Raw genomic sequence first — 23,127 nt, 5'->3', positions numbered from 1 at the left:
GATTAAAGAAAGGAAAGTGTGAGATATGAGCAAAAAGAAAAAACAGCTTACAAAGTCAAATGATAAAGTAATCAGTGGCGTTTTAGGCGGAATTGCCGAATATTTTGATTGGGACAAGACGATTACCCGTCTGGTTGCGGTTGTCTTGTGCGTCTTCCCGGGACATGTTTTTGGAGGTATTTTAGCATATTTGATTGCGGCCGTCGTAATGCCGGATGCAGATGATGATAATCGTCACCGCGATGATGATGAAGTCATCGAAGGTGAGTTTAAAGAAAAATAAGCGGCTTAAAAATATGCAGAACGCATTTGATGATGCGCAGCACTGCATTTGACAAAAAAGAGACCGGGAAAATTCCCGGTCTCTTCATTTGCAGTCGTGATTGGCTTTTTTGATGATTGCATAGGCTTTTGCGGAAGCAACGATCAGCTTGTCGAGCTGCATGACGGCCACGCCTGTGAGGAGCAGTTTTCTGTATTTTTTAAAATCCTTTGGGCTGATCAGGCAGGAAGATTGTTTTTTATTTTTGGAAAAAGGCAATTTTTTCATAACGAACACCTCATTAGTTTAATCTTCTTACAGTATACCCAAAAAATTAGTCAAAAAAACGTCAATCTTCGTAACATGAAATGAAGAATTTGAGTGTTATACTGGACCTGTATCGATAAGGAGGAATTAAGATGGCTTTACATGAAATCAATATTGCGCTTGGACCTGAAGCAACCATAAACATGCTGATTGAGAAGTATCCGGAACGTCATTTTTTGAAATACAGATCTTCGGACGATCATCGCAAGTTCATGCTGCTTGACGTTTCCGGCGAAAAAAACGTTTTTCAATCGGGGTTGAACTATCGCGTCATTCAAACGTTGGGTGAAGTCGAACTTGCAGAAAATGCCATTCTCGAATTGCGCTACATGACACTTGATTCCGATGAGCAGAAAGTGATGCAGTCGATTCTTGATTCATGGGACGATGAAAAAAAGCGTCCGCTCGGACTCAAGTCCTATGTTGAGCTGCGTTCGATCAAACAAGATTACGAATATTTGCTGATCAACTCTTGGGAAGATGAGCACGATTTTCTTCAATGGAACAATTCTTCGGATAATCAGTTGACGCAATTTGGTCATGCCGGCAATAAGGCTGCCGTCGTCAATCAATATCAAAGCGTAGGATATTAGGAATGCTTATTGGTGATGATACGATAACTGAGACTTGGAAAAAATTTTGTCTCAAATTTGAAACTTGGATGAGTTTTGTGATTAATCGCAAATCTTATCCATTTTTTGTCTACCGGCTGGTCCAAATTCAGGGTTCGCGGCCTCGAAAGTAGACAAAAAACGGAGTGAATGGCTCATTTTTGTCTACCGGACACTCCGAAATTGGGGAGCGCGGTTCCGAAAGTAGACAAAAAACGGGGAAACGTCTGATTTTTGTCTACCTGACACTTCGAAACCGAGTCGCGCGGCCTCGAAAGTAGACAAAAACCGGGATAAATGTGTGATTTTTGTCTATCTGACACTTCGAAACCGAGTCGCGCGGCCCTGAAAGTAGACAAAAACCGGGATAAATGTGTGATTTTTGTCTATCTGACACTTCGAAACCGAGTCGCGCGGCCCTGAAAGTAGACAAAAACCGGGATAAATGTGTGATTTTTGTCTACCTGACACTTCGAAACCGAGTCGCGCGGCCCTGAAAGTAGACAAAAACCGGAATAAATGTGTGATTTTTGTCTACCTGACACTTCGAAACCGAGTCGCGCGGCCTCGAAAGTAGACAAAAACCAGGTAAAATATGTAATTTTTGTCTACCTGACTCTCCAAATTCGGCCCGCGCGGTTCCGAAAGTAGAACAAAATCTCCAAAATTTGGAAAAATGTTCTACCGCTGCCTACAAATTCGGCCCGCGCTGCCCTGATAGTAGAACAAAATCTCAAAAAATCGGAAAAATGTTCTACTCGGTTATCTTTGCCAAAACATTGCGATCTCAGATTACGGACAAATTTCAGAAATCAACGTTTTGCCAGTAATCGAAGTCAGATGCAGCGATTGAGCAGTTGCCGTGCAGCACTGCATTTGGCAAAATCACTGCCATTTACGTACACACCGATGAAAATGGGCATGCTGTCCGTAAATGGTCTTCCCGAAAAATGGCGATTACGGACAAAATGGTCAAAAATGGCGCTTTGTCCGTAAAATTCGAGTGAAATCTTGGCGCATCGCCCGGAACAAGAAAAAATCCGTGCCATCACAGCACAGATTTTAATCCTTATTAGTTGCGTTCGCTTCCACACCTTCATAATCGGGTTCAGACCAGCAACAAGGCTCATGATAAGTTCGTGCCGCGTCGCGACTGCGCTTGCGCTGATCACTCGCGCCCCTCCTTATCTCCCGCCTTGTTAAGCGGCTGGTCTTCGCACCTTAATCTTCCGCAATATGTTCCTTGACCGCCTGGAAAATCGTCATGACATGGCGGTCCGCCAAATGATACAAGACGCGCTGACCGTCCCGCAAACTGATGACGAGACCGGTCTGACGCAAAATTTTGAGCTGGTGCGAAACAGCCGACTGCGTCAGTCCGACTGCCTCAACGATTTCATTAACCGAAAGAGCCTGTTCAAACAGGAGATAAAGGATGCGGTAGCGAGTATCGTTGCCGAATGCCTTGAAAATCTGAACGCATTTTTCGGTTTCTTCTGATGTTGGTAATGTTGGTTTCTTTTCTTCTGACATATCTTTCACCTACTTTACATTCTACCATGATTGATGTACGGATGCTAAGCAAACCTGTGAGCAAATAAATTGCAATTGGATTAATAAAAAGTTAAAATCTAACCAATTGTGCAAAGAGGGGGATTATGATGCGAAATTTAATGTCACACGTCAGAAATTATCGCATTCCGGTTTGGGGTTCGGTAATTTCTTTGATCATTGCGGCGTTTTGTTCGCTGCTTCAGCCTTGGCTGCTGCAGGATACTTTAAACTGTTTGATGAAAAACGATGCTGCAGGAATTAAAGAATACGGCATCTTTTTGTTGCTTCTGGCAGCCATCGGCGTCGTGTGCGGAATTTTGAACATTTGGTTTGCGGCCAAAACGGCCCAAGGCGTTACGAGCGACGTCCGCGAACAGCTTTATCGGAAAATACAGAGCTTTTCATTTTCAAACATCGAAAAATTTTCGGTCGGAACGCTGATCGTTCGTTTGATCAACGACATGAATCAGGTAACGAACATCATCATGACGACTTTGATGCAGGTCTTGAGGATGCCGATTATTTTGATTGGTTCATTTGTCATGGGAATCGTGACGCTGCCACGTTACTGGTGGGTTCAGATATTGTTGCTTCTGATCGTTTCATTGGTGCTTTTTTTCGTTTTCCCGTCGCTTGACAAGCTGTTTTCTAAATATCAAGTCTGGTTTGACGAATGCAACACGGTCGCAAGAGAATCGATGCAGGGTGTCAGAGTCGTCAAATCGTTCAACCAGCAAGATCAGGAAACTGAAAAATTCACTGCTTCGTCAAACGAACTCAATCGGCTTAACATTAAAATCGGCTACGTTTTTTCGATTCTGATGCCGGCTTTCACGCTCGTCGTCTGTATTGGAACGGCCTTAATCGTTTATCTGGTCGGCAAAAACATCGAGTTGTATCCAAAAGACATCAGCGCCATCAGTTCTTATGTCGGCTACCTTAACCAAATGTTGTCAAGCCTGGCGTTTGGCGGGATGATGCTTGCGCAGTACTCACGTGGCCTCGTTTCTTTGAAACGAATTGATGAAGTAATTGAAACGGAGCCTGATTTAAAGTTCAATCATGAAGAATCAAACGTTGATCTGAAAGGTTCCGTTGAATTTGACGACGTCAGCTTCAAGTATCCGGGAAGCAGCAAAGAAGCTTTGAGCCACGTCAGCTTTAAAGTCAATTCCGGAGAAACGGTCGGAATCGTCGGCAGGACCGGTTCCGGTAAATCAACATTGGTCTCTTTACTGGTCAGATTGTATGATCCGACGTCCGGAACGATCCGTCTTGGCGGATGCGATCTTAGAGACGTCAATGAACGGAAATTGCGAAAAATGGCAGCATTGGTTCAGCAAAAAACTTTGCTGTTCAGCGGAACGATTGCCGATAATCTGAGACAGGGCGATGAGAATGCCACGGAAGAAGACATGGAACGAGCAATCGAAATTTCCCAGGCAAAAGAATTTATCGACAAATATCCGGATCGGTTCGAACACGTTGTTGAAGAGCGTTCAGCCAATTTTTCCGGCGGGCAGCAGCAGCGTCTGTCGATTGCGCGAGGCATAATCGGCAAGCCGAAAGTTCTGATTTTGGATGATTCGACTTCAGCGCTTGATGCGGAGTCCGAAAGGAAAGTTCAAGCTGGTCTTGAACAAAAGCTGGGTGACGCCACTGTATTTATCATTGCCGAAAAAATATTTTCGGTCATGCATGCCGATAAGATTCTCGTGATGGACGACGGGAAGATCAAGGCGATGGGCACGCATGAAGAGCTGCTTTTGACATCGCCGCTTTATCAAGAAATTTATGAAACGCAAAGGGCTAGAGAGGGTGGAATTTGATGAAGAATTTAAAACAAAGCATCGGGTATTTCGTCAAGTACATGAAACCTTTTAAAAATTCAGTGCTCATCATGGTCTTTTTGCTTTTGATCGCAATGATCGCACAGATCGTTGCACCTTATTACATGGGACAGGCCGTGACTTCGCTCGGGAGATTTTTGGCGCACAAGGCGCATGCGATGGCAGATTTTCGTCATTTCATGCTTTTGATGTGTGCGGCATTTTTCTTCCAGGTTTTTGCGCAGCTTATCGCCTGGGTCATCATGTCCGTTTTTAACGCTGAAGCAACGAATTCGATGAGAATCAGTCTGTTCAAAAAGCTGCAGAAGATGACGATCAGGTATTTTGATACTCATCAGGACGGAAAGTTGCTGGCATTGTTCAATTCGGATATCGACAACATCTTCAATGCGCTGAACGGTGCGATTTTTGATCTTGTTTCTCAAACGATTTTGTTTGTCGGGACGATCGTCGTCATGTTTGCAATCAACGTCAAACTGGCGCTCGTGACGATGGCTTCAACGCCGATCGTTGTTTTGATCGCATTCAGCGTGATGAAGAAAGCGCGAAAGTATCTTGACGAGCAGCAAGAAGACATCTCCGTTTTGAACGGCTACATCAACGAGCAGCTGAACGGAGAACGCATTATTTTGGCCAACGGTCTTCAAAAATCATCGATTGCAGGGTTTGTCAAAAGGAACGACAAGCTTCGAAAGACCATGTTTCGCGGTCAATTCTATTCTGGACTGATGTTTCCGATGATGTATGGTCTGTCGATGCTGAATTTGGCAATCGTCATCTCAGTCGGAACCTTGATCGTGGTCGAAAGCGGCATGTCGCTTGCCGTCGGAATGGGTTTGATCGTCACGTTCGTTCAATACTCTCAAACATATTTCATTCCGCTGATCAACCTGACTTCGTTTTACTCAATGATTCAGCTTGCTTTGACGGGGGCCAGGCGTCTGTCCGACGTTGAAGCCGAAAAAGAAGAAGACGAAGTTTCTTCCGGCATCAACATGCAGGGAATAAACGAAAGCGTGGCTTTGAAAGACGTTCATTTCAGTTATGAAAAAGGAAAAGAAATCCTTCACGGCATCAATTTAACGATTCCTCGCGGCAAGACGCTGGCTTTGGTCGGCCCGACCGGATCCGGCAAAACGACGACGATGAATCTGTTCAGTCGTTTTTATGACGTCGACAGCGGCACGGTCGAATTTGACGGAACCGACGTGCGAAAGTTCTCGCTTGATTCCGTCAGAAACCATGTCGGAATCGTGCTGCAAGATTCGATTCTGTTTACGGGAACGATTGCCGACAATATTCGGTTTGGCAAGCCCGATGCAACCATGGAAGAAGTCAAATCTGCTGCTCAAAAAGCACAGATTGCCGATTTTATCGAAAGTTTGCCGGACGGTTACGAAACTAAGATCAGCGATGAGCAGTCCTTGTTTTCAAAAGGGCAAAAGCAATTGATGAGCATCGCTCGAACGTTGCTGAGCGATCCCGAATTTCTTGTTTTGGATGAAGCCACGTCAAACGTTGACACCGTGACGGAAGAAAAGATCCAAAAAGCCATGGACATCGTGATGGAAGGTCGTACAAGCTTCGTGATTGCGCACCGCTTAAAGACTATCGTCAATGCCGATGAAATCGCCGTTTTAAAGGACGGCAGCGTCATTGAGCAGGGAAGCCACGAAGAACTGCTTGCAAAGGGCGGGTTCTACCATAATCTGTATGTAAATCAGATGGTGTTGGATTAAGGCAAGGTGTGGAAGCGAGCGCTCATGAGCCCGTACGCAAGCTTTGGGCGACCGAAGGCGAGCTCGTCTCGTCCAGGGAGTCCTTGCTTGCGATAGGGGAATGCGAGCTGGAACCCGATTAGGCAAAGTGTGGAAGCGAGCGCTCATGAGCCCGTACGCAACTGAATAATGGTGAAAATCTGCGCCATCATGGTGCGGATTTTTTCTTATTCTGGGCGGCACGCCAAGACTTCACTCAAATTTACGGACAAAGCCGGCTTTTTGGAGCATTTGTCCGTAATCTCCATTTTTTAGGAAGACCATTTACGGACAGCATGCCCATTTTCATCGATGTGTCCGTAAATGACAATGATTTTGCCAAATGCAGTGCTGCGCATCACCTGCTCAATCGCTGCACCTGACCTCGGTTACGGGCAAAACGTTGATTTCTGAGATTTGCCCGTAATCTAAGACCGAAATGCTTTGGCAAAGGTAACCGATTAGAATATTTTTTCAATTTTTCGAGATTTTGTTCTACTATCAGGGCAGCGCGGGCCGAATTTGTAGGCAGCGGTAGAACATTTTTCCAAATTTTGGAGATTTTGTTCTACTTTCGGAACCGCGCGGGCCGAATTTGGAGTCGGCGGTAGAACATTTTCTCAATTTGGGATGATTTTGGTCTACTTTCAGGGCAGTGCGGGCCGAATTTGTAGGCAGCGGTAGAACATTTTTCCAAATTTTAGGGATTTTGTTCTACTTTCGGAACCGCACGGGCCGAATTTGGAGCCGATGGTAGAACATTTTCTCAATTTGGGATGATTTTGGTCTACTTTCAGGGCAGCGCGGGCCGAATTTGTAGGCAGCGGTAGAACATTTTTCCAAATTTTGGAGATTTTGTTCTACTATCAGGGCAGCGCGGGCCGAATTTGTAGGCAGCGGTAGAACATTTTTCCAAATTTTGGAGATTTTGTTCTACTTTCGGAACCGCACGGGCCGAATTTGGACTAGCCGGTAGACAAAAATCAGACGTTTCCCCGTTTTTTGTCTACTTTCGGAACCGTGCTCCCCAATTTCAGAGTGTCCGGTAGACAAAAATGAGCCATTCACTCCGTTTTTTGTCTACTTTCGATGTCGCGCGCCCTGAATTTGGACCAACCAGTAGACAAAAAAGAGTCATTACTCTCGTTTTTTGTCTACTGTCCTTCTGGATTCAAAGCGGATTACGGGCAAAATGGCGATTTTTGAAATCTGCCCGTAAAAGGCAATGGCAAACGGCAGCAGAGGCACCGTAAGGACTTCGATAAATCAAGGGGCTTAAGGATTTTAATGAGATTGACGGAATTGAATTTCTCAGATCAAGACTTGTCGACAAAAATCCCGTTATTCTCATAATTTCTGTCGACTCTCACATCCCAATCGGCCACGCGGCTCCGAAGGCCCCACGCCAATAACCTTAATTTTTGTTTACTTGCTTGCCCCAAATCAACTCCTCAACTTCAATAGTCTATCCGCCCCGCTTCCCCAAAATCAATGCTCTGCATTTTATCAATGAAACATATTGATATCGATCCTGTCAAATGCTATAATTCACTTGAAGATATGAACATATGCTCATAAGCCGATCAAGAAAGAAGGTTCTGACATGAAGAAGCTTTGGGACGATTGCGACGAGGATGGTCGCAAAATGCTGAAAAAGATGGGGCTTACGCTGGTTTTGCTGATTTTGGCAAACTTTTTGACGGGCGTGGCCGCAGTCATGCTGTACGGGATGGCGTATCTGATAATCGGCTTTGACGTTTTGAAAGAAGCCGTTGAAGGATTGAAGGGCGGCAAAGTGTTTAACGAGAATACGCTGATGGCGATTGCGACGATCGGTGCTTTTTCGATCAAGCAGTATTCGGAAGCCGTCTTTGTAATGTTCTTTTATAAAATCGGCGAATTGTTCGAAGACATCGCCGTGAAAAATTCTCGTTCCTCAATTACGGCGCTGCTTGATATCAGGCCCGACCATGCTTGGCTTAAGCTGGGAAATGCAGTAAAAGAAACTTCTCCTGAAAAAATCAAGGTCGGTGACGTGATCGTGGTTAAACCAGGCGAAAAAGTTCCGCTTGACGGAATCGTGACTGATGGAAGCGCGTATTTGGATACGGCTGCTTTGACGGGCGAAACGAAGCCTTCATTTGTCAAAGAAGGCGACAAAGTGCTGAGCGGCACGATCTGCAAAAACAGCACGTTAGAAGTCAGAGTCGAAAAAGAATACGGTGAATCAACGGTCGCAAAAATTCTTGAGATGGTGGAAAATGCCAGCGAAAAGAAAGCACCGACCGAAAATTTCATTACGCAATTTTCCAAGATTTATACTCCTCTCGTCGTGTTCGGGTCGATTCTTCTTGCGACGATTCCGCCGTTGTTTTTTGGCGGCGATTTTACCAACTGGCTTTACCGCGCTTTGGTTTTCTTGGTAATTTCATGTCCGTGCGCTTTGGTGATTTCAATTCCCTTGAGCTTTTTTGGCGGAATCGGTGCTGCTTCAAGAGCAGGCGTGCTCGTTAAAGGCAGCAACTATCTTGAAGCACTCACTCACGTCAAAACATTTGTTTTTGACAAGACCGGAACGTTGACGAAAGGCAAGTTTGCAGTGACGAAGGTTTTGCCAAATGAAGGAGTTTCGGAAACGGAGCTGGTATTTTTGGCAGCGTGCTGTGAACAATTTTCGCCGCACCCGATTGCTCGTTCAATCGTCGATTACTATGACGGAGAACTGAAAAAAGGCGACGTTTCCGACAGCCGGGAACTGGTCGGTTTGGGCGTCAGCGCAAATCATGACGGAAAAACGATTTATTGCGGCAACGCCAAGCTGATGAGAAAAGTTCTTCCGGAGACAAAGCTGCCTGAATCTGAAATCGGAACCCAAGTTTACGTGGCGTATGACGGAAAGTACGTCGGAAGCTTGGAAGTAGCTGACGTCATCAAGGAAGATTCAAAAGAAGCAGTAAGCGACCTGCGCACAGCCAGCGTTCAAAAAATCGTGATGCTGACCGGTGATGCGCGCAAGGTCGGTGAAGGAGTGGCGCGTGAACTCGGGTTAGACGACGTTAAAACGGAGCTTTTGCCGCAAGACAAGCTTGAAGAAGTCGAGAAGCTGAAGTCAAAACTTGACGACCAAGACAAGCTGGCATTCGTCGGCGACGGTTTGAACGATACGCCGGTTCTGGCGCAAAGCGATGTCGGAATCGCCATGGGCGCGCTTGGTTCGGATGCTGCCGTTGAAGCCGCAGACGTCGTATTGATGTCAGATGAGCCTTCTGCCATTGTGCGCGTCATGAAAATTGCGGTCGGAACCAGAAAAATAGTTTGGGAAAACATCAGCTTTGCGTTGGGCGTAAAAACAATCTTCCTGGTTCTTGGGGCCCTCGGAATTGCCGGAATGTGGCAGGCCGTCTTTGCGGACGTTGGCGTGACCGTGCTCGCCGTTTTGAACAGTCTGCGCATTTTGTACGGGCAAAAAGATTCAAGCAGGGAGATTTCAGATAAAGTCAAGGCGCATGCGTGAACAGCTGTTTATCTCTTTGAAAAATGCAGAGCATTCAGTCTCTTTTGCGGTGCTGATTTTTGCGTTGGCAAATTTCTGATCAGACCAACAGAATCGTTCAAGAAGAGGTTGAACTATGCCTCAAATTTAAAACCCGGATGATTTGAGATCAATTGCAAATCTAAGCCGGGTTTTTGCGTATGCGAGACAATTTCCCTGTTATGATGTTAATAGCAAAAGGAGTCGAAGACTGGCATTACGAGCAAATTCCAAAAATTGACGTTTTGCCCGTAACTGGAGTCTGGATTTTTACGGACAAATCTTAAAAAATGGCATTTTGGCCGTAAGCCAGTCTTTGGCATTGATTGAGCAGGCGATTAGCAGTGCTGCATTTGACAAAAAGTTGTCAAAATTGAAAAATATCGGACAAAATCAGTCGACTTGCGACTTCCTTTGTTCGGTATTTCATTTAATTCGAGTAAGAAACGGGACTTTTTTACCAGTCTCTTTTTGCCATTTCGCTATTTGGTTTTTTTGCCCAGTTCCTTGATCATGTCAAAGAAGCGTTTGTTGTCGACATCGTAGACAAGCTGAGCTTCTCTGCCGTTGTCATCAAGATACGTGCGTCCGTCACGCGGAAAGTCGGTATAGACGCTGCATTTAACGGTCTTTTGCTTAATCAGAGTCGGGTCTTCCAAAGCACATGTTGTCAAAACGTCCCACAGGAAGTAGGTTGAGTTCGTTTCAAACATGCTGAGTTCAGGAACGAAGGCATAGCTGTTACCGATAAAATCGATGCCGGGGTAACGGCGATCTTTGGCCCATGACATGCGCACGGCCGGCGTGAGAGGAACATTGTGCGTGCTTTCGAGCGCGACCATCGTGATTTTGATGCCGCTTGAAAAAACGGTTGAAACGGCTTCGGGATCCCAAAAGGCGTTCCATTCCTGCGTTCCGTCGCAATCGGGTTCGGCAACGTTGCCGCGTTCCTGGAAGGTTCCGCCCATCCACATGAGTTCTGCTATCTTGTCTTCAATTTCCGGTTTCTTTTTCAATGCGCTTGCAAGATCGCTGAGCGGGCCGGTAAACAAAAGCGTAACAGGTTCGTTTGAATTCATCAGTTTTTCGATCAGATCATCATCGGCCGCAAGGGGAGCTTTAGGAGTCTTGATTTCCCCAGATTCGTTCAGAATAGGCAAAGAGTTTTCAGAGTAGGCATCGAGGCGCCATTTTGTCGGGAAAGGATGGACTGCACGAGCATTCGAATAGGCGACTTCGAGTTTTTTGCCATGACCGAAGCGGTCGATGACTTTTCGGCTTGCTTCTGCGGCTGGTTGCAGGTAGCTGTCCGCTCCCATGACGCCGACTCCGATCAAATCAACATCATCCATTTGAAGAAGTAAGAAAAGCGAAATAATGTCATCGACACCGCCGTCTTGACTGAAATAAACTTTTTTAGACATGTATGTTTCTCCATGAAATAGCGTAAAAATACGAACTATTGGAGCTGATTGGGAAAAAATGGGATTTAGGTAAAACCTTTTACCTGTCCGCAATCAGCATAACGTTACGATTATACCACGGATTACATACGTTTTAAAACCTATTAAAAACGAACGTTAGGAAAAAAATTTCGAGAATTATATTGATTTTACAAAAAAACAATGTATACTAAAATTTGTAAATTGATTAATCTGTTTTGGAGGGTGTACTATAATGCACATTAACAAAAAAATCGCTTCGGCCATTGCGGCAACATTGATGCTCGGAACTGTTCTCGTTGGCTGCGGTAACGGTAATTCCGGTTCCGAAAAGGTAAAGCACACGGCTGCTTTGGTAACTGACGGTGGCAGTATTGATGACAAGTCCTTCAACCAATCAGCTTGGGAAGGTCTTGAAGCATGGGGTAAAGAAAACAAGCTTGAAAAGGGCGTAAACGGCTACAACTACGCACAATCAAACTCTGATGCAGATTTCACTCCAAACATCAATAAATTGATCAAGGCCAAGTATAGTACGATTTTCGGAATCGGCTACAAGCTTGCTCCGGCCATCAAGAAGACGGCCAAGCAAAATCCTAAGACGAACTTCGTTATTATTGATGATGTCGTTTCCGGAAAGAACGTTGCTTCCGTAACGTTCAAGTCAGAACAATCTTCATTCTTGGCAGGCGTTGCTGCTGCAGAAACGACGAAGACGAACAAAGTCGGCTTTTTGGGCGGTGTTAAGAGCGACGTTATTACAACCTTCGAAAAAGGTTTCATCCAAGGCGTTCATGCCGTAAATCCAAAGATTACGGTTGACGTCAAATATGCAGGCTCATTTACGAAGGCCGATTTAGGTCAGTCAATGGCAACTGCAATGTACAACAACGGTGAAGACGTTATTTTCCATGCTGCCGGCGGTACTGGCGCAGGCGCATTTACGGCTGCAAAGAACCTTGCCAAGAACGGCAAAAAAGTTTGGGTTATCGGTGTTGATCAGGATCAAAAAGCTGACGGCGCATACAAGGGCGGAAACGTTACGCTTGCATCTGCCGTTAAGGAAGTCGGCAATGCCGCAAAAGATATTGCAAACAAAGCTATGAAAGACAAGTTCCCTGGTGGCAAGGTCGTTACCTATGATCTTAAGAGCAAGGGCGTTGATTTGGTAAACGACAATATGTCAGACTCTGCTTGGAAGGTTGTTCAACAATACGAGCAAAAGATCATCAAGGGCGACTTGACGGTTAAAGCAAAATAAGCTGCGTTAAAAACGCTGGCTCCTTTAAGGGGCATCGGGTGGAGTATTGGTTTTTTAAGATCAGCCGGTACTTCACCTTTTTTATTAAAGAACGCATCAAATTTAGGAGGGAAATATGAGTACAAGCGTCGTTGAAATGAGGCATATCACGAAGAAATTCGGCAATTTCAAAGCCAATGACGATATATCTCTTACATTGCACAAAGGCGAAATTTTAGCTCTCTTGGGAGAAAATGGCGCCGGCAAGTCAACATTGATGGGAATGCTTTCCGGACTTTTGAAACCGACTGAAGGTCAGATTCTCGTTGAAGGAAAAGAAGTTGAAATGGAAAGCCCGCGCGATGCCAAGAAGCTCGGAATCGGCATGGTTCACCAACACTTCATGCTGATTCCTGCATTTACCGTGCTGGAAAACATTATTTTGGGTGAAGAACCGCTCAAGGGCGGCAGAATCGACTACAAAAAAGCTTCACAGGAAATTGAACGATTAGCTGAAAAATATCAGCTTGACATCGATTTGAAAGCCAAAGTTGCTGATATTACGGTCGGGATGCAGCAACGCGTCGAAATTATGAAAGCTTTGTATCGCAAAGCCAACATTTTCATTTTTGATGAGCCGACTGCCGCATTGACGCCGCAAGAAATCGATCAACTGATGAAAATTTTTCGCGCGTTGGCTGATGAAGGAAAATCGATCATCTTCATCACGCACAAGCTCAAGGAAATCAAGGAGGCTGCCGATCGCTGCATCGTGATTCGTGCCGGTCGCGTCATTGACGACGTGATGGTCGCAGACGTTGCCGAAGAAAAGATGGCCGAAATGATGGTCGGAAGAAAAATCAGAACGACGGTCGACAAAGCAGAGGTCGATCAGTCAAAGGCGGTTCTCGAAGTTAAAGGGCTGAATGTTGAAAAACATGGACTTCAAGCAGTCAAGAATCTCGATCTTACGGTTCACACCGGCGAAATCGTTGGGGTTGCGGGCGTTGACGGCAACGGTCAGAGCGAATTGATCGATGCTTTGACCGGAATGCGCAAAATCAAATCCGGTTCGGTCAAGATCAATGGCAAAGAATATGCCAACCATCCGGTCAGAGAAATCACTGAGGCAGGCGTCGGGTACATTCCGGAAGACCGTCAAGTCGTCGGACTTGTTTTGCCGATGACGATTTCTGAAAACCTTGCATTGAAGAATTATTATCGAAAGCCGTTCAACAACCATGGCATTTTGGAGTATGCTGACATCAACCAAAACGGCAAAGATCTGATTGAAAAATTCGATATTCGTTCTCAAAGCGAAAAGGAAGCAGTCGGGTCTCTTTCAGGCGGTAATCAGCAAAAAGTCATCGTTGCCCGTGAAATCGCAAGCAAACCCGATCTGCTGATTGCGGCCAACCCTACCCGTGGCGTTGACGTTGGCGCAATTGAATACATTCATGAAAAAATCAACGATGAACGAAACGATGGTCGTGCAGTCTTGCTGGTAAGTTTTGAATTGGACGAAATTCTCAAGCTTTCGGATCGCGTCGTCGTGATGCATGCGGGCGAAATCGTCGGCGAAATCGACCCGAAGAACACGTCTGCTGAAGAATTAGGTTTAATGATGGCCGGCAAAAAGATTGCTGATGCCGAATAGGAGGAAAAATGTTGAAGGGAAAGAATAAAAATGCCTTAATCATCCCGCTTTTGGCCGTTCTTTCCGGCTTTATCGTCGGAGCGGTTCTGATGCTTGTTTTTGGCTATAATCCGATTCAAAACTACGTTAACTTGTTTGCCGGCGCATTCGGCGACGTTTATTCCGTCAGCGAAACGCTGCGCAACATGACGCCGTTGCTTTTGACGGGGCTTGGTTTTGCCGTTTCCAGCAAAGCCGGATTCTTTAACATCGGCGGGCCTGGTCAATATCTTATGGGCTGGTTCAGTGCAGTCGTTTTCGCACTGCATTTTCATGCCTTGCCCGGCATCGTCTTGATCATCGGCTCCATCTTGTGCGGCGCATTGTGCGGCGCAATCTGGTCAGGAATTGCCGGTGTTTTGAGAGCATTTTTCGGGACGAGCGAAGTTATTTCAACAATCATGCTGAACTACATTGCTTTATATTATGTAAACTATGCCATTAAAACCTGGCTTGCTCCGAAAGGTTCCGACTCATCCCCGAACATTCCGAAGAAGGCAAGCCTTTGCACTGATTTCCTGCAAAATCTGACGCATGGATCAACGTTTCACTGGGGCTTTTTCCTGGCAATTCTGTGCGCATTTGCGGTTTGGTTTTATTTCAACAAGACTTGTTCCGGCTTTGAAGTGCGCAGCGTCGGAATGAATCCTTCTGCCTCGCGTTATGCCGGCATGAACGTCAAGAAGACGATCATCGTTGCAATGATCATCTCGGGAATTTTAGCCGGAATGGCCGGAGCTCTCGACGGCATCGGCAACTATCAAAACATTTCCGTTTCAAACTCTACGCCAAGCGTCGGCTTTGACGGAATGGCCGTGGCTTTGCTTGCCGGTGAAAATCCGATCGGCATGCTGTTTTCGGCCTTGCTCTTCTCAGCGCTTCAGATTGGCGGGTTGAGTATTTCAGTGCTTTCAACGACACCGTCCGAAATCGTCAACGTCGTGATGGCTTCAATTATTTTCTTCGTCGGAATCAAGTATGCGTTTGAAATGCTGATTAAAAAAGGCGTAATCAAGAAGGGCGCTAAAGCAAAGGAGGCAGGCAACCAATGAGTTTAGAAACAATTTTGATGACGGTTTTCTCGTCAACGTTGATTTATGCGGCTCCGTTGATTTTTACGGCTTTAGGCGGAACGTTCTCTGAACGAAGCGGCATCGTCAACGTCGGACTTGAAGGAATGATGATTGTCGGAGCTTTCAGCAGCACGGTCTTTACGTTATCCTTCAGCAACGCGTTGGGTACTGCGACTCCGTGGCTTTCAATCCTTGTCGGCGGCTTTTTCGGATTTTTGTTTTCAATTTTGCATGCAGTTGCAACGGTTAATTTCAGAGCAGATCATATTATTTCAGGGACGGTTTTGAACTTGCTCGCTCCCGGACTTTGCGTCTTTTTGACCCGAATCATCTACAATGGCAAGGGTCAAACTCCGATTATCGAACAAGGCCTTGGAACCTACACTTTCCCTGGACTTTCAAAAATTCCGGTTCTAGGAAAAATTTTGTTTACGCGGACGTCTCTTGTTGCATACTTTGCGATTTTGATTGCAATCGTCAGCTGGTACTTCTTGTATCGCACAAACGTTGGGCTGCGTCTGCGTTCCGTTGGTGAAAATCCAGTGGCGGCAGACACCTTGGGAATCAACGTCTACAAATATCGCTATTTGGGCGTTTTGATTTCAGGCTTTTTAGGCGGCATGGGCGGTGCCGTGATGGCTCAGTCGATCACGATGAACTTCTCGTCGAATACGATTTCCGGTCAAGGCTTCATGGCTTTGGCAGCCATGATTTTTGGCAAGTGGCATCCAATCGGCGCAATGGGTGCGGCATTGTTCTTTGGCCTGGCACAAAGTCTGCCAATCACAGGAGCCTACATTCCGTTGCTCAGCCACGTCAACTCGGTCTGGTTCCAAGTTGCTCCTTACGTTATTACGATTATCGTGCTCGTAATCTTCCTCGGCAAGGCGGTTGCACCGGCTGCTGACGGGACGAATTACGTCAAAAACAAGTAATCAGGAAGGGGCTTTAAAAAACATGCCTCAAATTGAAAGAGACTGAAAAAAACTCTGTTTCAAATTGAAAAACCGGTTGATTTGCAATCAATTGCAAATCAATCGGTTTTTTTTCGTATGCATGACGATCACTTGACATGATGGAAATAAGTCTGTTTTCATTTCTATATGTCGAAACTTTTTGCCCGTAACCGAGGTCTGGATTTTACGAGCCAATCTTGAAAAGCGATGTTTTGCCCATCTTTGCGGGCTGATTAAGCTGACGCATCGCAATCTGAGCGCAACAGACGCAGCATTTTGCAAAAGCTGACGAGACCGTGAATTTGCACTCAGAAACGGCACGCTGATTAAAGTTCAATTGGATGAAATCAAAATATGCTTGATTTTGCGTTTATTATGGTTATATACTTTTAATATATACAGTGTGCAACCGCTTTTATTACGATGTGACAGAGAGGTCTTACGTTATGGCAACAATTAAGGACGTTGCGCGTCTAGCGGGAGTTTCTCCTTCGACTGCCTCACGTGCGATGCATGACAGTTCACTTATTAGTGAAGAAACTAAACAAAGGGTGCGCAAAGCAATGGCAAAGCTCGACTATTCACCGAACTTTGCAGCGCAAAATTTGGCGAACAAGTCGTCAAACATGATTGGGGTTATTTTGCCTGCAAGAGAGGATTCCGTTGGCGACAACCCGTTCTTTATTCAGATTATTCAAGGATTGGTAACGATCTGCAATGCGCATGACTACATGGTTTCCGTAGCAACGGGTCAAAGCGAAGATGAGCTGATTAAAAACATCGAGACGATGATCAAGCGAGGCAACATCAGACAGTTCGTTTTCGTCTATTCCAAAGCGCGCGACAAGGTTTTGGAGTATGTCAAGAAGCAAGACGGCGTGCGGTTCGTCATTATCGGAACGCCCTATGAAGATCAGGAAACGACGCTTTACGTCGACAATGACAACCGAAAGGCAGGCTTTGACGCGACGGAATTCTTATATGACAAGGGGTTGGAAAACATTTTGTATGTTTATACTGATCTTGATGAAAACGTGCAAAATGATCGCTTTTGTGGGTATCGGGATGCCGTCAAAAAGCACGGTGGGCAATTGTTGAGCCTGAGCCTCGGGAGTGAAGACGAACATGAGCGCACGAAAGCTTTGAAAGATTATTTCAAAGCCTATCCAGAGATTGAGGCAATCATTGCATGCGACGATATTTTGGCGCTTAAAACGAAGTACTCATGCGAAGCCGCAGGAATCGACGGCAAAAAACTTGCAATGATGGGATTCAACAATTCCGCATATGACAAGATCATGCACCCGACGCTGACTTCGGTCGAGATTTTCCCGCGTTTTTTGGGATCGGAGGCCGCTGCGCTTGCGATTGATTCGAATCTTAAAATTGAAAGCAACTGCGTGATCGTCCCGCACAGGGTCATCGAGCGCGAATCAACGAGAATATAGCAGAAAAACCTCTGAAATCTGAATGTTTCTGGAGGTTTTTGTCTATAAAAATACAGTGCTTCGGAAAAATTTTTGAAGAAAGTTCTTGCAAATGCAACCGATTGCATATATAATAATAAGCGAAAATGAAAACGTTTGAATGAAGGGCGGCAAAGTAAATGAAACGTATTTTTGAAATAAACCCGTGGAAAGTAATTACACATACGTTCAATAAAGAAGACAAGCGTCTTCAGGAAAGCATGACGAGCACCGGCAACGAGTATATGGGCATGCGCGGAATGTTTGAAGAAAAGTATTCTGGTGATACGCATAAAGGCATCTATCTTGGCGGCGTCTGGTTCCCGGACAAGACGCGCGTCGGCTGGTGGAAAAACGGCTATCCTGAATACTTCGGCAAGGTTATCAATGCGGTCGATTTTGTCAGCGTTGACGTCAAGCTTGACGGAGAATCGGTTGATTTGGCCAAAGATGAATTCAGCGATTTTGAACTTGCGCTTGACATGAAGAGCGGCATTTTGACAAGAAGCTATGTTGTCAAACGCGGCGAAAAGAAGGTCAGATTAAACTTTGAACGCTTTGTCAGCGTTGACATGAAGGAGCTTTATGCAGATCGCATCACGGTTGAAAACTTGAGTTCAGAAAGCGTTGAAGTTGAAATTGATTCATCAATCGATGCGGACGTCTTCAATGAAGACTCAAATTATGATGAAAAGTTCTGGAACGTCTTAAGCAAGAAAAAGGATCAGACAACAGGTCGTCTGGTTGCCGAAACGATCGAAAACAATTTTGGTACTCCGCAATTTACGACGGAAATGCTGATGGAAAACGTTTCGGATCTTGATGCAAAAGAACCTGTCGAAACAGATCTCAAGGTTGCAAACGTCTTTTCCGGAACGCTTGAATCAGGCAAAAAGACGGTCTTTGAAAAGCGCGTCGTCGTTTTGACTTCGCGTGACTACGAAACGCTTGAAGATTTGGATGCGGCCGGAGAAAAGCTGTCCGCAAAACAAGCAGAATCAAGCTTTGACGAATTGAAGGCAGCACAGGCAAACGGTTGGGCAAAGCGTTGGGAAAAAGCTGATGTTGTCGTTGAAGGAAACGATGAATCGCAACAAGGCATTCGTTTCAACTTGTTCCAGTTATTCTCGACCTATTATGGAAACGACGCACGCTTGAACATCGGACCAAAAGGCTTTACCGGTGAAAAATACGGCGGTGCTACTTATTGGGATACTGAAGGCTTTGCCGTTCCTTTGTATTTGGCATTGGCAGATAAATCAGTGACGCGAAACTTGCTTGAATATCGTCACGAACAGCTTCCTGGCGCATACCACAACGCCAAGCAGCAAGGATTGGACGGTGCATTGTTCCCAATGGTGACGTTCAACGGAATCGAATGCCACAACGAATGGGAAATCACGTTTGAAGAGATTCACCGCAACGGAACGATTGCATATGCGATTTACAACTACACGCGCTATACGGGCGATACGGAGTACGTAACACATGACGGCTTTGACGTTTTGGTCGGCATCGCACGCTTCTGGGCAGATCGCGTTCATTTCTCAAAACGCAAAGGCATGTACATGATTCACGGCGTGACGGGCCCGAACGAATACGAAAACAACGTCAACAACAACTGGTATACGAACATGCTTGCCAAGTGGTGCTTGAATTATGCAAACGAAATCGCTGACAAGGTTGATGCTGACAAGACGGCTGAACTCGGATTGACTTCAGAAGAACGTGCCAAGTGGCATGAAATTGCCGACAATATGTACTTGCCGGAAGACAAGGAATTGGGCATTTTCGTCCAACATGATACGTTCCTTGACAAAGACCTGACACCGGTCAAGGATCTTCCACAAGATCAATTGCCGCTCAATCAGCATTGGTCATGGGATCGCATCTTGCGTTCGCCATACATCAAGCAAGCTGACGTTTTGCAAGGAATCTACTACTTCGTGGATCGCTTCACGCAAGAACAAAAGGAACGAAACTTTGATTTCTACGAACCGCTGACCGTTCACGAATCAAGCCTTTCGCCATCGATTCATGCCATTTTGGCTGCAGATCTTCACAAAGAAGACAAGGCGTTTGAAATGTACTCAAGAACTGCGCGCTTGGATCTTGACAACTATAACAATGATACGAACGATGGCCTGCACATCACATCCATGACTGGTTCATGGCTTGCAATCGTCCAAGGCTTTGCAGGCATGCGTGTCATTGATGATGAGCTGCAGTTTGCTCCGTTCTTGCCAAAGGAATGGACGGGCTACAAATTCAGAATCAACTTCCGCGGTCGTTTGCTCAGCATCAGCGTCAGCCAAGAAGGCACGCAGATCGACTTGCTCAAGGGCGATGATTTGACGATCAAGCTGAATGGAAAAGATTTGAAACTTACGGCAAAATAAGGGGGATCAGAACGTGAAAGGCGCAATTTTTGATTTAGACGGCGTAATTACCGATACGGCCAAATTTCACTTTGCAGCGTGGAGTCAGCTGGCTTCCGAAAAACTGGGGTTAAAACTTCCGGCTTCATTTGAAACGGAGCTCAAGGGCATTAGCCGAATCGAATCTTTGGAACGAATTTTGGACTTTGGCGGTCTTCGTGACAAATACACGGCTGAACAAGTCGAAGAGCTGGCGGCAGAAAAGAACGGCTACTACTTGAAAGCTATCGATACATTGACAAAAGACGACATTCTTCCGGGAATCACGCGTTTGATAGGAGAATTGAAAGAACATGACGTCAAGCTTTCCGTTGCTTCCGCATCAAAGAATGCTCCGGTTATTTTGAAAAAACTGGGCTTGTTTGACAAATTTGACGCGATTGCAGATCCTTCGAAGGTCGAACATGGCAAGCCTGCGCCGGATATCTTCTTGGCTGGTGCTCGTGCTGTTTCGCTAGACCCGAAAGATTGTGTCGGCGTTGAGGACGCAGTTGCCGGAGTTGCCGCAATCAAGGCGGCAAACATGACGGCCGTGGCTGTTGGCGACCCTGAAGAACTCGGAAAAGCAGATGCCGTTGTTCCTACGACGGATGATTTCAGCTATGCCTTGTTCGAAGAAACGTGGGAAAAATCAAGGAACTAAAATAATTTTAGAGGCTTCGAAAAAAACTATGCCTCAAATTGAAAAACCGGATGATTTGCAATTAATTGCAAATTAATCCGGTTTTTTGCATATGCGGGACAATCACTTTCCATGATGGAAATATCCTAAAACAGTCTGGCTGTAAATTTGATTGAGAGTTTCACCCGCTGATGCATCAGATGCTGCATTTGGCAAAATCATTGCCGTTTACGGGCAGAATTCAAAAATCGCCGTTTTGCCCGTAATTGAAGGTTGGATTTTACGGACAAATCTTAAAAAACGGCATTTTGCCCGTAAGCCATTCTTGACGCATTGATTGAGCAGCTGCTTTGCGGCACTGCATTTAAAAAACACGTCAAAAACATTCGTTTGCATTGAAAAAGGAGGCAAAAAGTGTCAAAACAGCTTGAGATAACGCTTTCAAGAAACTATAATAAACTATGTAGTTATTTCACTTTTAGGGGGCATGATCAATGAGGATGCTGACATTGAATTGCCATTCTTTGTTAGATTATGATTCTGACAAGCAGATTCAAGAAATAGTCGATCAGATTGTCAGAGAAGAAATTGACGTCTTGTCGCTGCAAGAAGCAAATCAATCACAGTTTGAATCGGCAATCGCTGAAGACGAATTGGAATCACTGGGGTATAAAGAACCAGCAGAAGGCAATGCAATTATCAAGAAGGACAATTTTGCCTATCGATTATCAAGAGCGTTGAAAAAAGTGAAGCTTGATTTTAAATGGTCGTGGAATTCGGCCTATGGAGAAACAAACGGACTTGAATGGGGAGTTGCGCTTTTTTCGCGTCTTTGTTTGACCAACGTTCACAGTACTTTGATTTCAAGCAGCGATTTTACGGGTAATCTGACAAAAAGGTGCGTTTTGTTGGCTCAGTTGTCCGATGAAATGAAAACAGTGGTGGCGGCCGTACATTTTAACGGTGAAAATTCATTTGAATTTCGTCGTGAGTGGAGCAATTTGATGGAAACGATTGCGGGATTGGGGCTGAGCAAGCGTCCGGTATATCTGCTCGGGAATTTCAATGTTGACGCAGAAGTTGATACGGGAAGCTACACGCTGATGTGTCAGGAATTTGAGGATACATACTGCTCCGCAATTTCAAAAGGCGACGGCATGACCGTCCGCGGCAAACTTGACGGATGGGATGACAGCGGAATTTCTGAGCGTTTGGACTATATTTTGACGAATGCGCAAAATGAAGTGTCTTACAGTCGTATTTGTTTTGATGGAAACATCGGTCCGCGCATTTCGAACCATGCAGGGGTTTTGATTGAGGTCTCAGATGATTCCGAAACGTGCTCTGCATAAGCAAAATTTGATATAATTCAGGTATGAACAGATTGGAGTGATTAGAGTGATAAAAAAAGCAGCGGTAATTTTGGCACCGGGTTGTGAAGAAATCGAGGCTTTGTCAGTGGTTGACGTTTTGCGCCGTCTGAATGTCAAATGCGACATGGTTGGTTTGTTTGAAACGAAAGTTGACGGCGATCACGGCATTCTCCTGACCTGCGACAAGACTGTTGATGAAAGTCTGCTTGACTATGATCTCGTGGCTTTTCCGGGCGGACTTAAAGGTGCTCAAAATCTGCGCGATTCAAGCAAGCTTGAAAAGCTGATGGTTAAAAGGCAAAAAGACGGTAAGTGGAATGCGGCAATGTGTGCTGCTCCGATGGCATTTGCCAGATACGGTCTGCTTGACGGGGCAAAATACACGATGTATCCAGGAATGAATGATGATATCAGCTCTGAAGTTGACAATGGGTCATTCAAGGAAGACGTCGTCGTCATTGATGAAGAAAAGCATCTTGTGACGAGTCGCGGACCGGCAACCGCATTGGCATACGCATATGCGATTGCAGAGGTTTTGGGAATCGACACAAAAGCAATCAAGCATGGGATGCTGTACGATTTCTTGCTTGAAAACAATTAGCCGAAACGCGAAAAGAGCTCGAGATTTGGTCTCGAGCTCTTTTTGTTAGTGCTTCTTCAAAAGCTTTAAAGCAGTGATGACGCCAGAAACGATGGCAATCACGAAGAGAATTTCTCCAATGATAATCGTGAAAAAACCTGGTTCGTGAAGCATCCCGTATTCATCGACGTAGGAGGACAGGTTGCCGATGAAAGGAATGGCAAAACTCAAACCCAAAAGAAGAAGCGGGAATCTGAAGCTTTTCATGCCTTGATTGTAACAAGAATTTGTTTCCTATTGGTTAAAAACAGGTTAAGAAAAGGTAAAACAAGACCGAATCGGCATTCG

Annotated in this window: 19 protein-coding genes; 14 read left to right on the top strand and 5 right to left on the bottom strand. The window is 45.4% G+C overall.

Annotated elements, in window-relative coordinates; genetic code table 11:
- Positions 1-25 precede the first annotated feature (25 nt).
- Positions 26-283, top strand: a complete 258-nt coding sequence (locus LRC_RS09905) for a PspC domain-containing protein (protein WP_014074281.1) — start codon at positions 26-28, stop codon at positions 281-283.
- Positions 284-367: 84 nt separating this feature from the next.
- Here LRC_RS09905 and LRC_RS09900 read toward each other — a convergent pair whose 3' ends face one another.
- Positions 368-550 (bottom strand): hypothetical protein, encoded by a 183-nt coding sequence (locus LRC_RS09900; RefSeq protein WP_014074280.1) that lies wholly within the window; start codon positions 548-550, stop codon positions 368-370.
- 131 nt (positions 551-681) lie between these two features.
- Between LRC_RS09900 and LRC_RS09895 the strand changes: the two genes are divergently transcribed.
- On the top strand, positions 682-1,182 hold the full coding sequence (locus LRC_RS09895) for a hypothetical protein (RefSeq protein WP_014074279.1): 501 nt from the start codon (positions 682-684) through the stop codon (positions 1,180-1,182).
- An 854-nt stretch (positions 1,183-2,036) separates the two neighbouring features.
- Here the strand turns inward: LRC_RS09895 and LRC_RS09890 are convergent.
- Both LRC_RS09890 and LRC_RS09885 read right to left on the bottom strand, forming a co-directional pair.
- A complete protein-coding gene (locus tag LRC_RS09890) occupies positions 2,037-2,372 on the bottom strand; it encodes a hypothetical protein (RefSeq protein ID WP_180376257.1) in 336 nt (111 codons plus the stop codon).
- 49 nt (positions 2,373-2,421) lie between these two features.
- Entirely contained in the window at positions 2,422-2,733 is a 312-nt protein-coding gene (locus LRC_RS09885; RefSeq protein ID WP_014074278.1) for an ArsR/SmtB family transcription factor, read from the bottom strand.
- Positions 2,734-2,861: 128 nt separating this feature from the next.
- Between LRC_RS09885 and LRC_RS09880 the strand changes: the two genes are divergently transcribed.
- The 3 genes from LRC_RS09880 (at position 2,862) to LRC_RS09870 (ending at position 9,875) form a co-directional block, all read left to right on the top strand.
- Positions 2,862-4,583: an ABC transporter ATP-binding protein gene (locus tag LRC_RS09880; protein WP_041820197.1), complete on the top strand. Its 1,722-nt coding sequence runs from the start codon at positions 2,862-2,864 to the stop codon at positions 4,581-4,583.
- On the top strand, positions 4,583-6,343 hold the full coding sequence (locus LRC_RS09875; protein WP_014074276.1) for an ABC transporter ATP-binding protein: 1,761 nt from the start codon (positions 4,583-4,585) through the stop codon (positions 6,341-6,343). Before LRC_RS09880 ends, LRC_RS09875 begins: the two co-directional genes overlap by 1 nt.
- Before the next feature lie 1,621 nt (positions 6,344-7,964).
- A complete protein-coding gene (locus LRC_RS09870; protein WP_014074275.1) occupies positions 7,965-9,875 on the top strand; it encodes a heavy metal translocating P-type ATPase in 1,911 nt (636 codons plus the stop codon).
- Between the two features lie 500 nt (positions 9,876-10,375).
- On the opposite strand, the gene LRC_RS09865 is transcribed toward LRC_RS09870, so the two are convergent.
- Positions 10,376-11,317, bottom strand: coding sequence for a nucleoside hydrolase (locus LRC_RS09865; protein WP_014074274.1), 942 nt, complete (start codon positions 11,315-11,317; stop codon positions 10,376-10,378).
- A 253-nt stretch (positions 11,318-11,570) separates the two neighbouring features.
- Here LRC_RS09865 and LRC_RS09860 point away from each other — a divergent pair, with 253 nt between their 5' ends.
- The 9 genes from LRC_RS09860 to LRC_RS09820 all read left to right on the top strand — a co-directional run bounded on the left by LRC_RS09860 (position 11,571) and on the right by LRC_RS09820 (position 22,800).
- Positions 11,571-12,596 carry a BMP family lipoprotein gene (locus LRC_RS09860; protein WP_014074273.1) on the top strand — a complete coding sequence of 342 codons (1,026 nt, stop codon included), beginning with the start codon at positions 11,571-11,573 and terminating at the stop codon, positions 12,594-12,596.
- A gap of 115 nt (positions 12,597-12,711) precedes the next feature.
- Complete coding sequence (locus LRC_RS09855) at positions 12,712-14,232, top strand: ABC transporter ATP-binding protein (protein WP_014074272.1); 1,521 nt, start codon at positions 12,712-12,714, stop codon at positions 14,230-14,232.
- Between the two features lie 8 nt (positions 14,233-14,240).
- Positions 14,241-15,323, top strand: a complete 1,083-nt coding sequence (locus LRC_RS09850) for an ABC transporter permease (RefSeq protein WP_014074271.1) — start codon at positions 14,241-14,243, stop codon at positions 15,321-15,323.
- The gene (locus LRC_RS09845) at positions 15,320-16,279 is read left to right on the top strand and encodes an ABC transporter permease (RefSeq protein WP_014074270.1); all 960 of its coding nucleotides are present in this window, start codon (positions 15,320-15,322) and stop codon (positions 16,277-16,279) included. The genes LRC_RS09850 and LRC_RS09845 overlap by 4 nt, the downstream gene beginning before the upstream one ends.
- A 467-nt stretch (positions 16,280-16,746) precedes the next feature.
- A complete protein-coding gene (locus LRC_RS09840) occupies positions 16,747-17,748 on the top strand; it encodes a LacI family DNA-binding transcriptional regulator (protein ID WP_014074269.1) in 1,002 nt (333 codons plus the stop codon).
- A 158-nt stretch (positions 17,749-17,906) separates the two neighbouring features.
- A complete protein-coding gene (locus LRC_RS09835) occupies positions 17,907-20,165 on the top strand; it encodes a glycoside hydrolase family 65 protein (RefSeq protein ID WP_014074268.1) in 2,259 nt (752 codons plus the stop codon).
- Between the two features lie 13 nt (positions 20,166-20,178).
- The gene (pgmB, locus tag LRC_RS09830; protein WP_014074267.1) at positions 20,179-20,847 is read left to right on the top strand and encodes a beta-phosphoglucomutase; all 669 of its coding nucleotides are present in this window, start codon (positions 20,179-20,181) and stop codon (positions 20,845-20,847) included.
- Positions 20,848-21,320: 473 nt separating this feature from the next.
- A complete protein-coding gene (locus tag LRC_RS09825; RefSeq protein ID WP_014074266.1) occupies positions 21,321-22,178 on the top strand; it encodes an endonuclease/exonuclease/phosphatase family protein in 858 nt (285 codons plus the stop codon).
- Positions 22,179-22,227: 49 nt separating this feature from the next.
- Positions 22,228-22,800, top strand: coding sequence for a DJ-1 family glyoxalase III (locus LRC_RS09820; RefSeq protein WP_041820414.1), 573 nt, complete (start codon positions 22,228-22,230; stop codon positions 22,798-22,800).
- Between the two features lie 45 nt (positions 22,801-22,845).
- Here LRC_RS09820 and LRC_RS09815 read toward each other — a convergent pair whose 3' ends face one another.
- On the bottom strand, positions 22,846-23,046 hold the full coding sequence (locus LRC_RS09815; RefSeq protein ID WP_003696027.1) for a DUF3955 domain-containing protein: 201 nt from the start codon (positions 23,044-23,046) through the stop codon (positions 22,846-22,848).
- Positions 23,047-23,127: the final 81 nt, after the last annotated feature.

Origin of the sequence: Ligilactobacillus ruminis ATCC 27782 (genome assembly GCF_000224985.1) — a bacterium.
Classification (GTDB): Bacteria; Bacillota; Bacilli; order Lactobacillales; family Lactobacillaceae; genus Ligilactobacillus; species Ligilactobacillus ruminis.
Note: the sequence above shows the minus strand (reverse complement) of the source record. Positions and strands in the feature narration are given on the sequence as shown.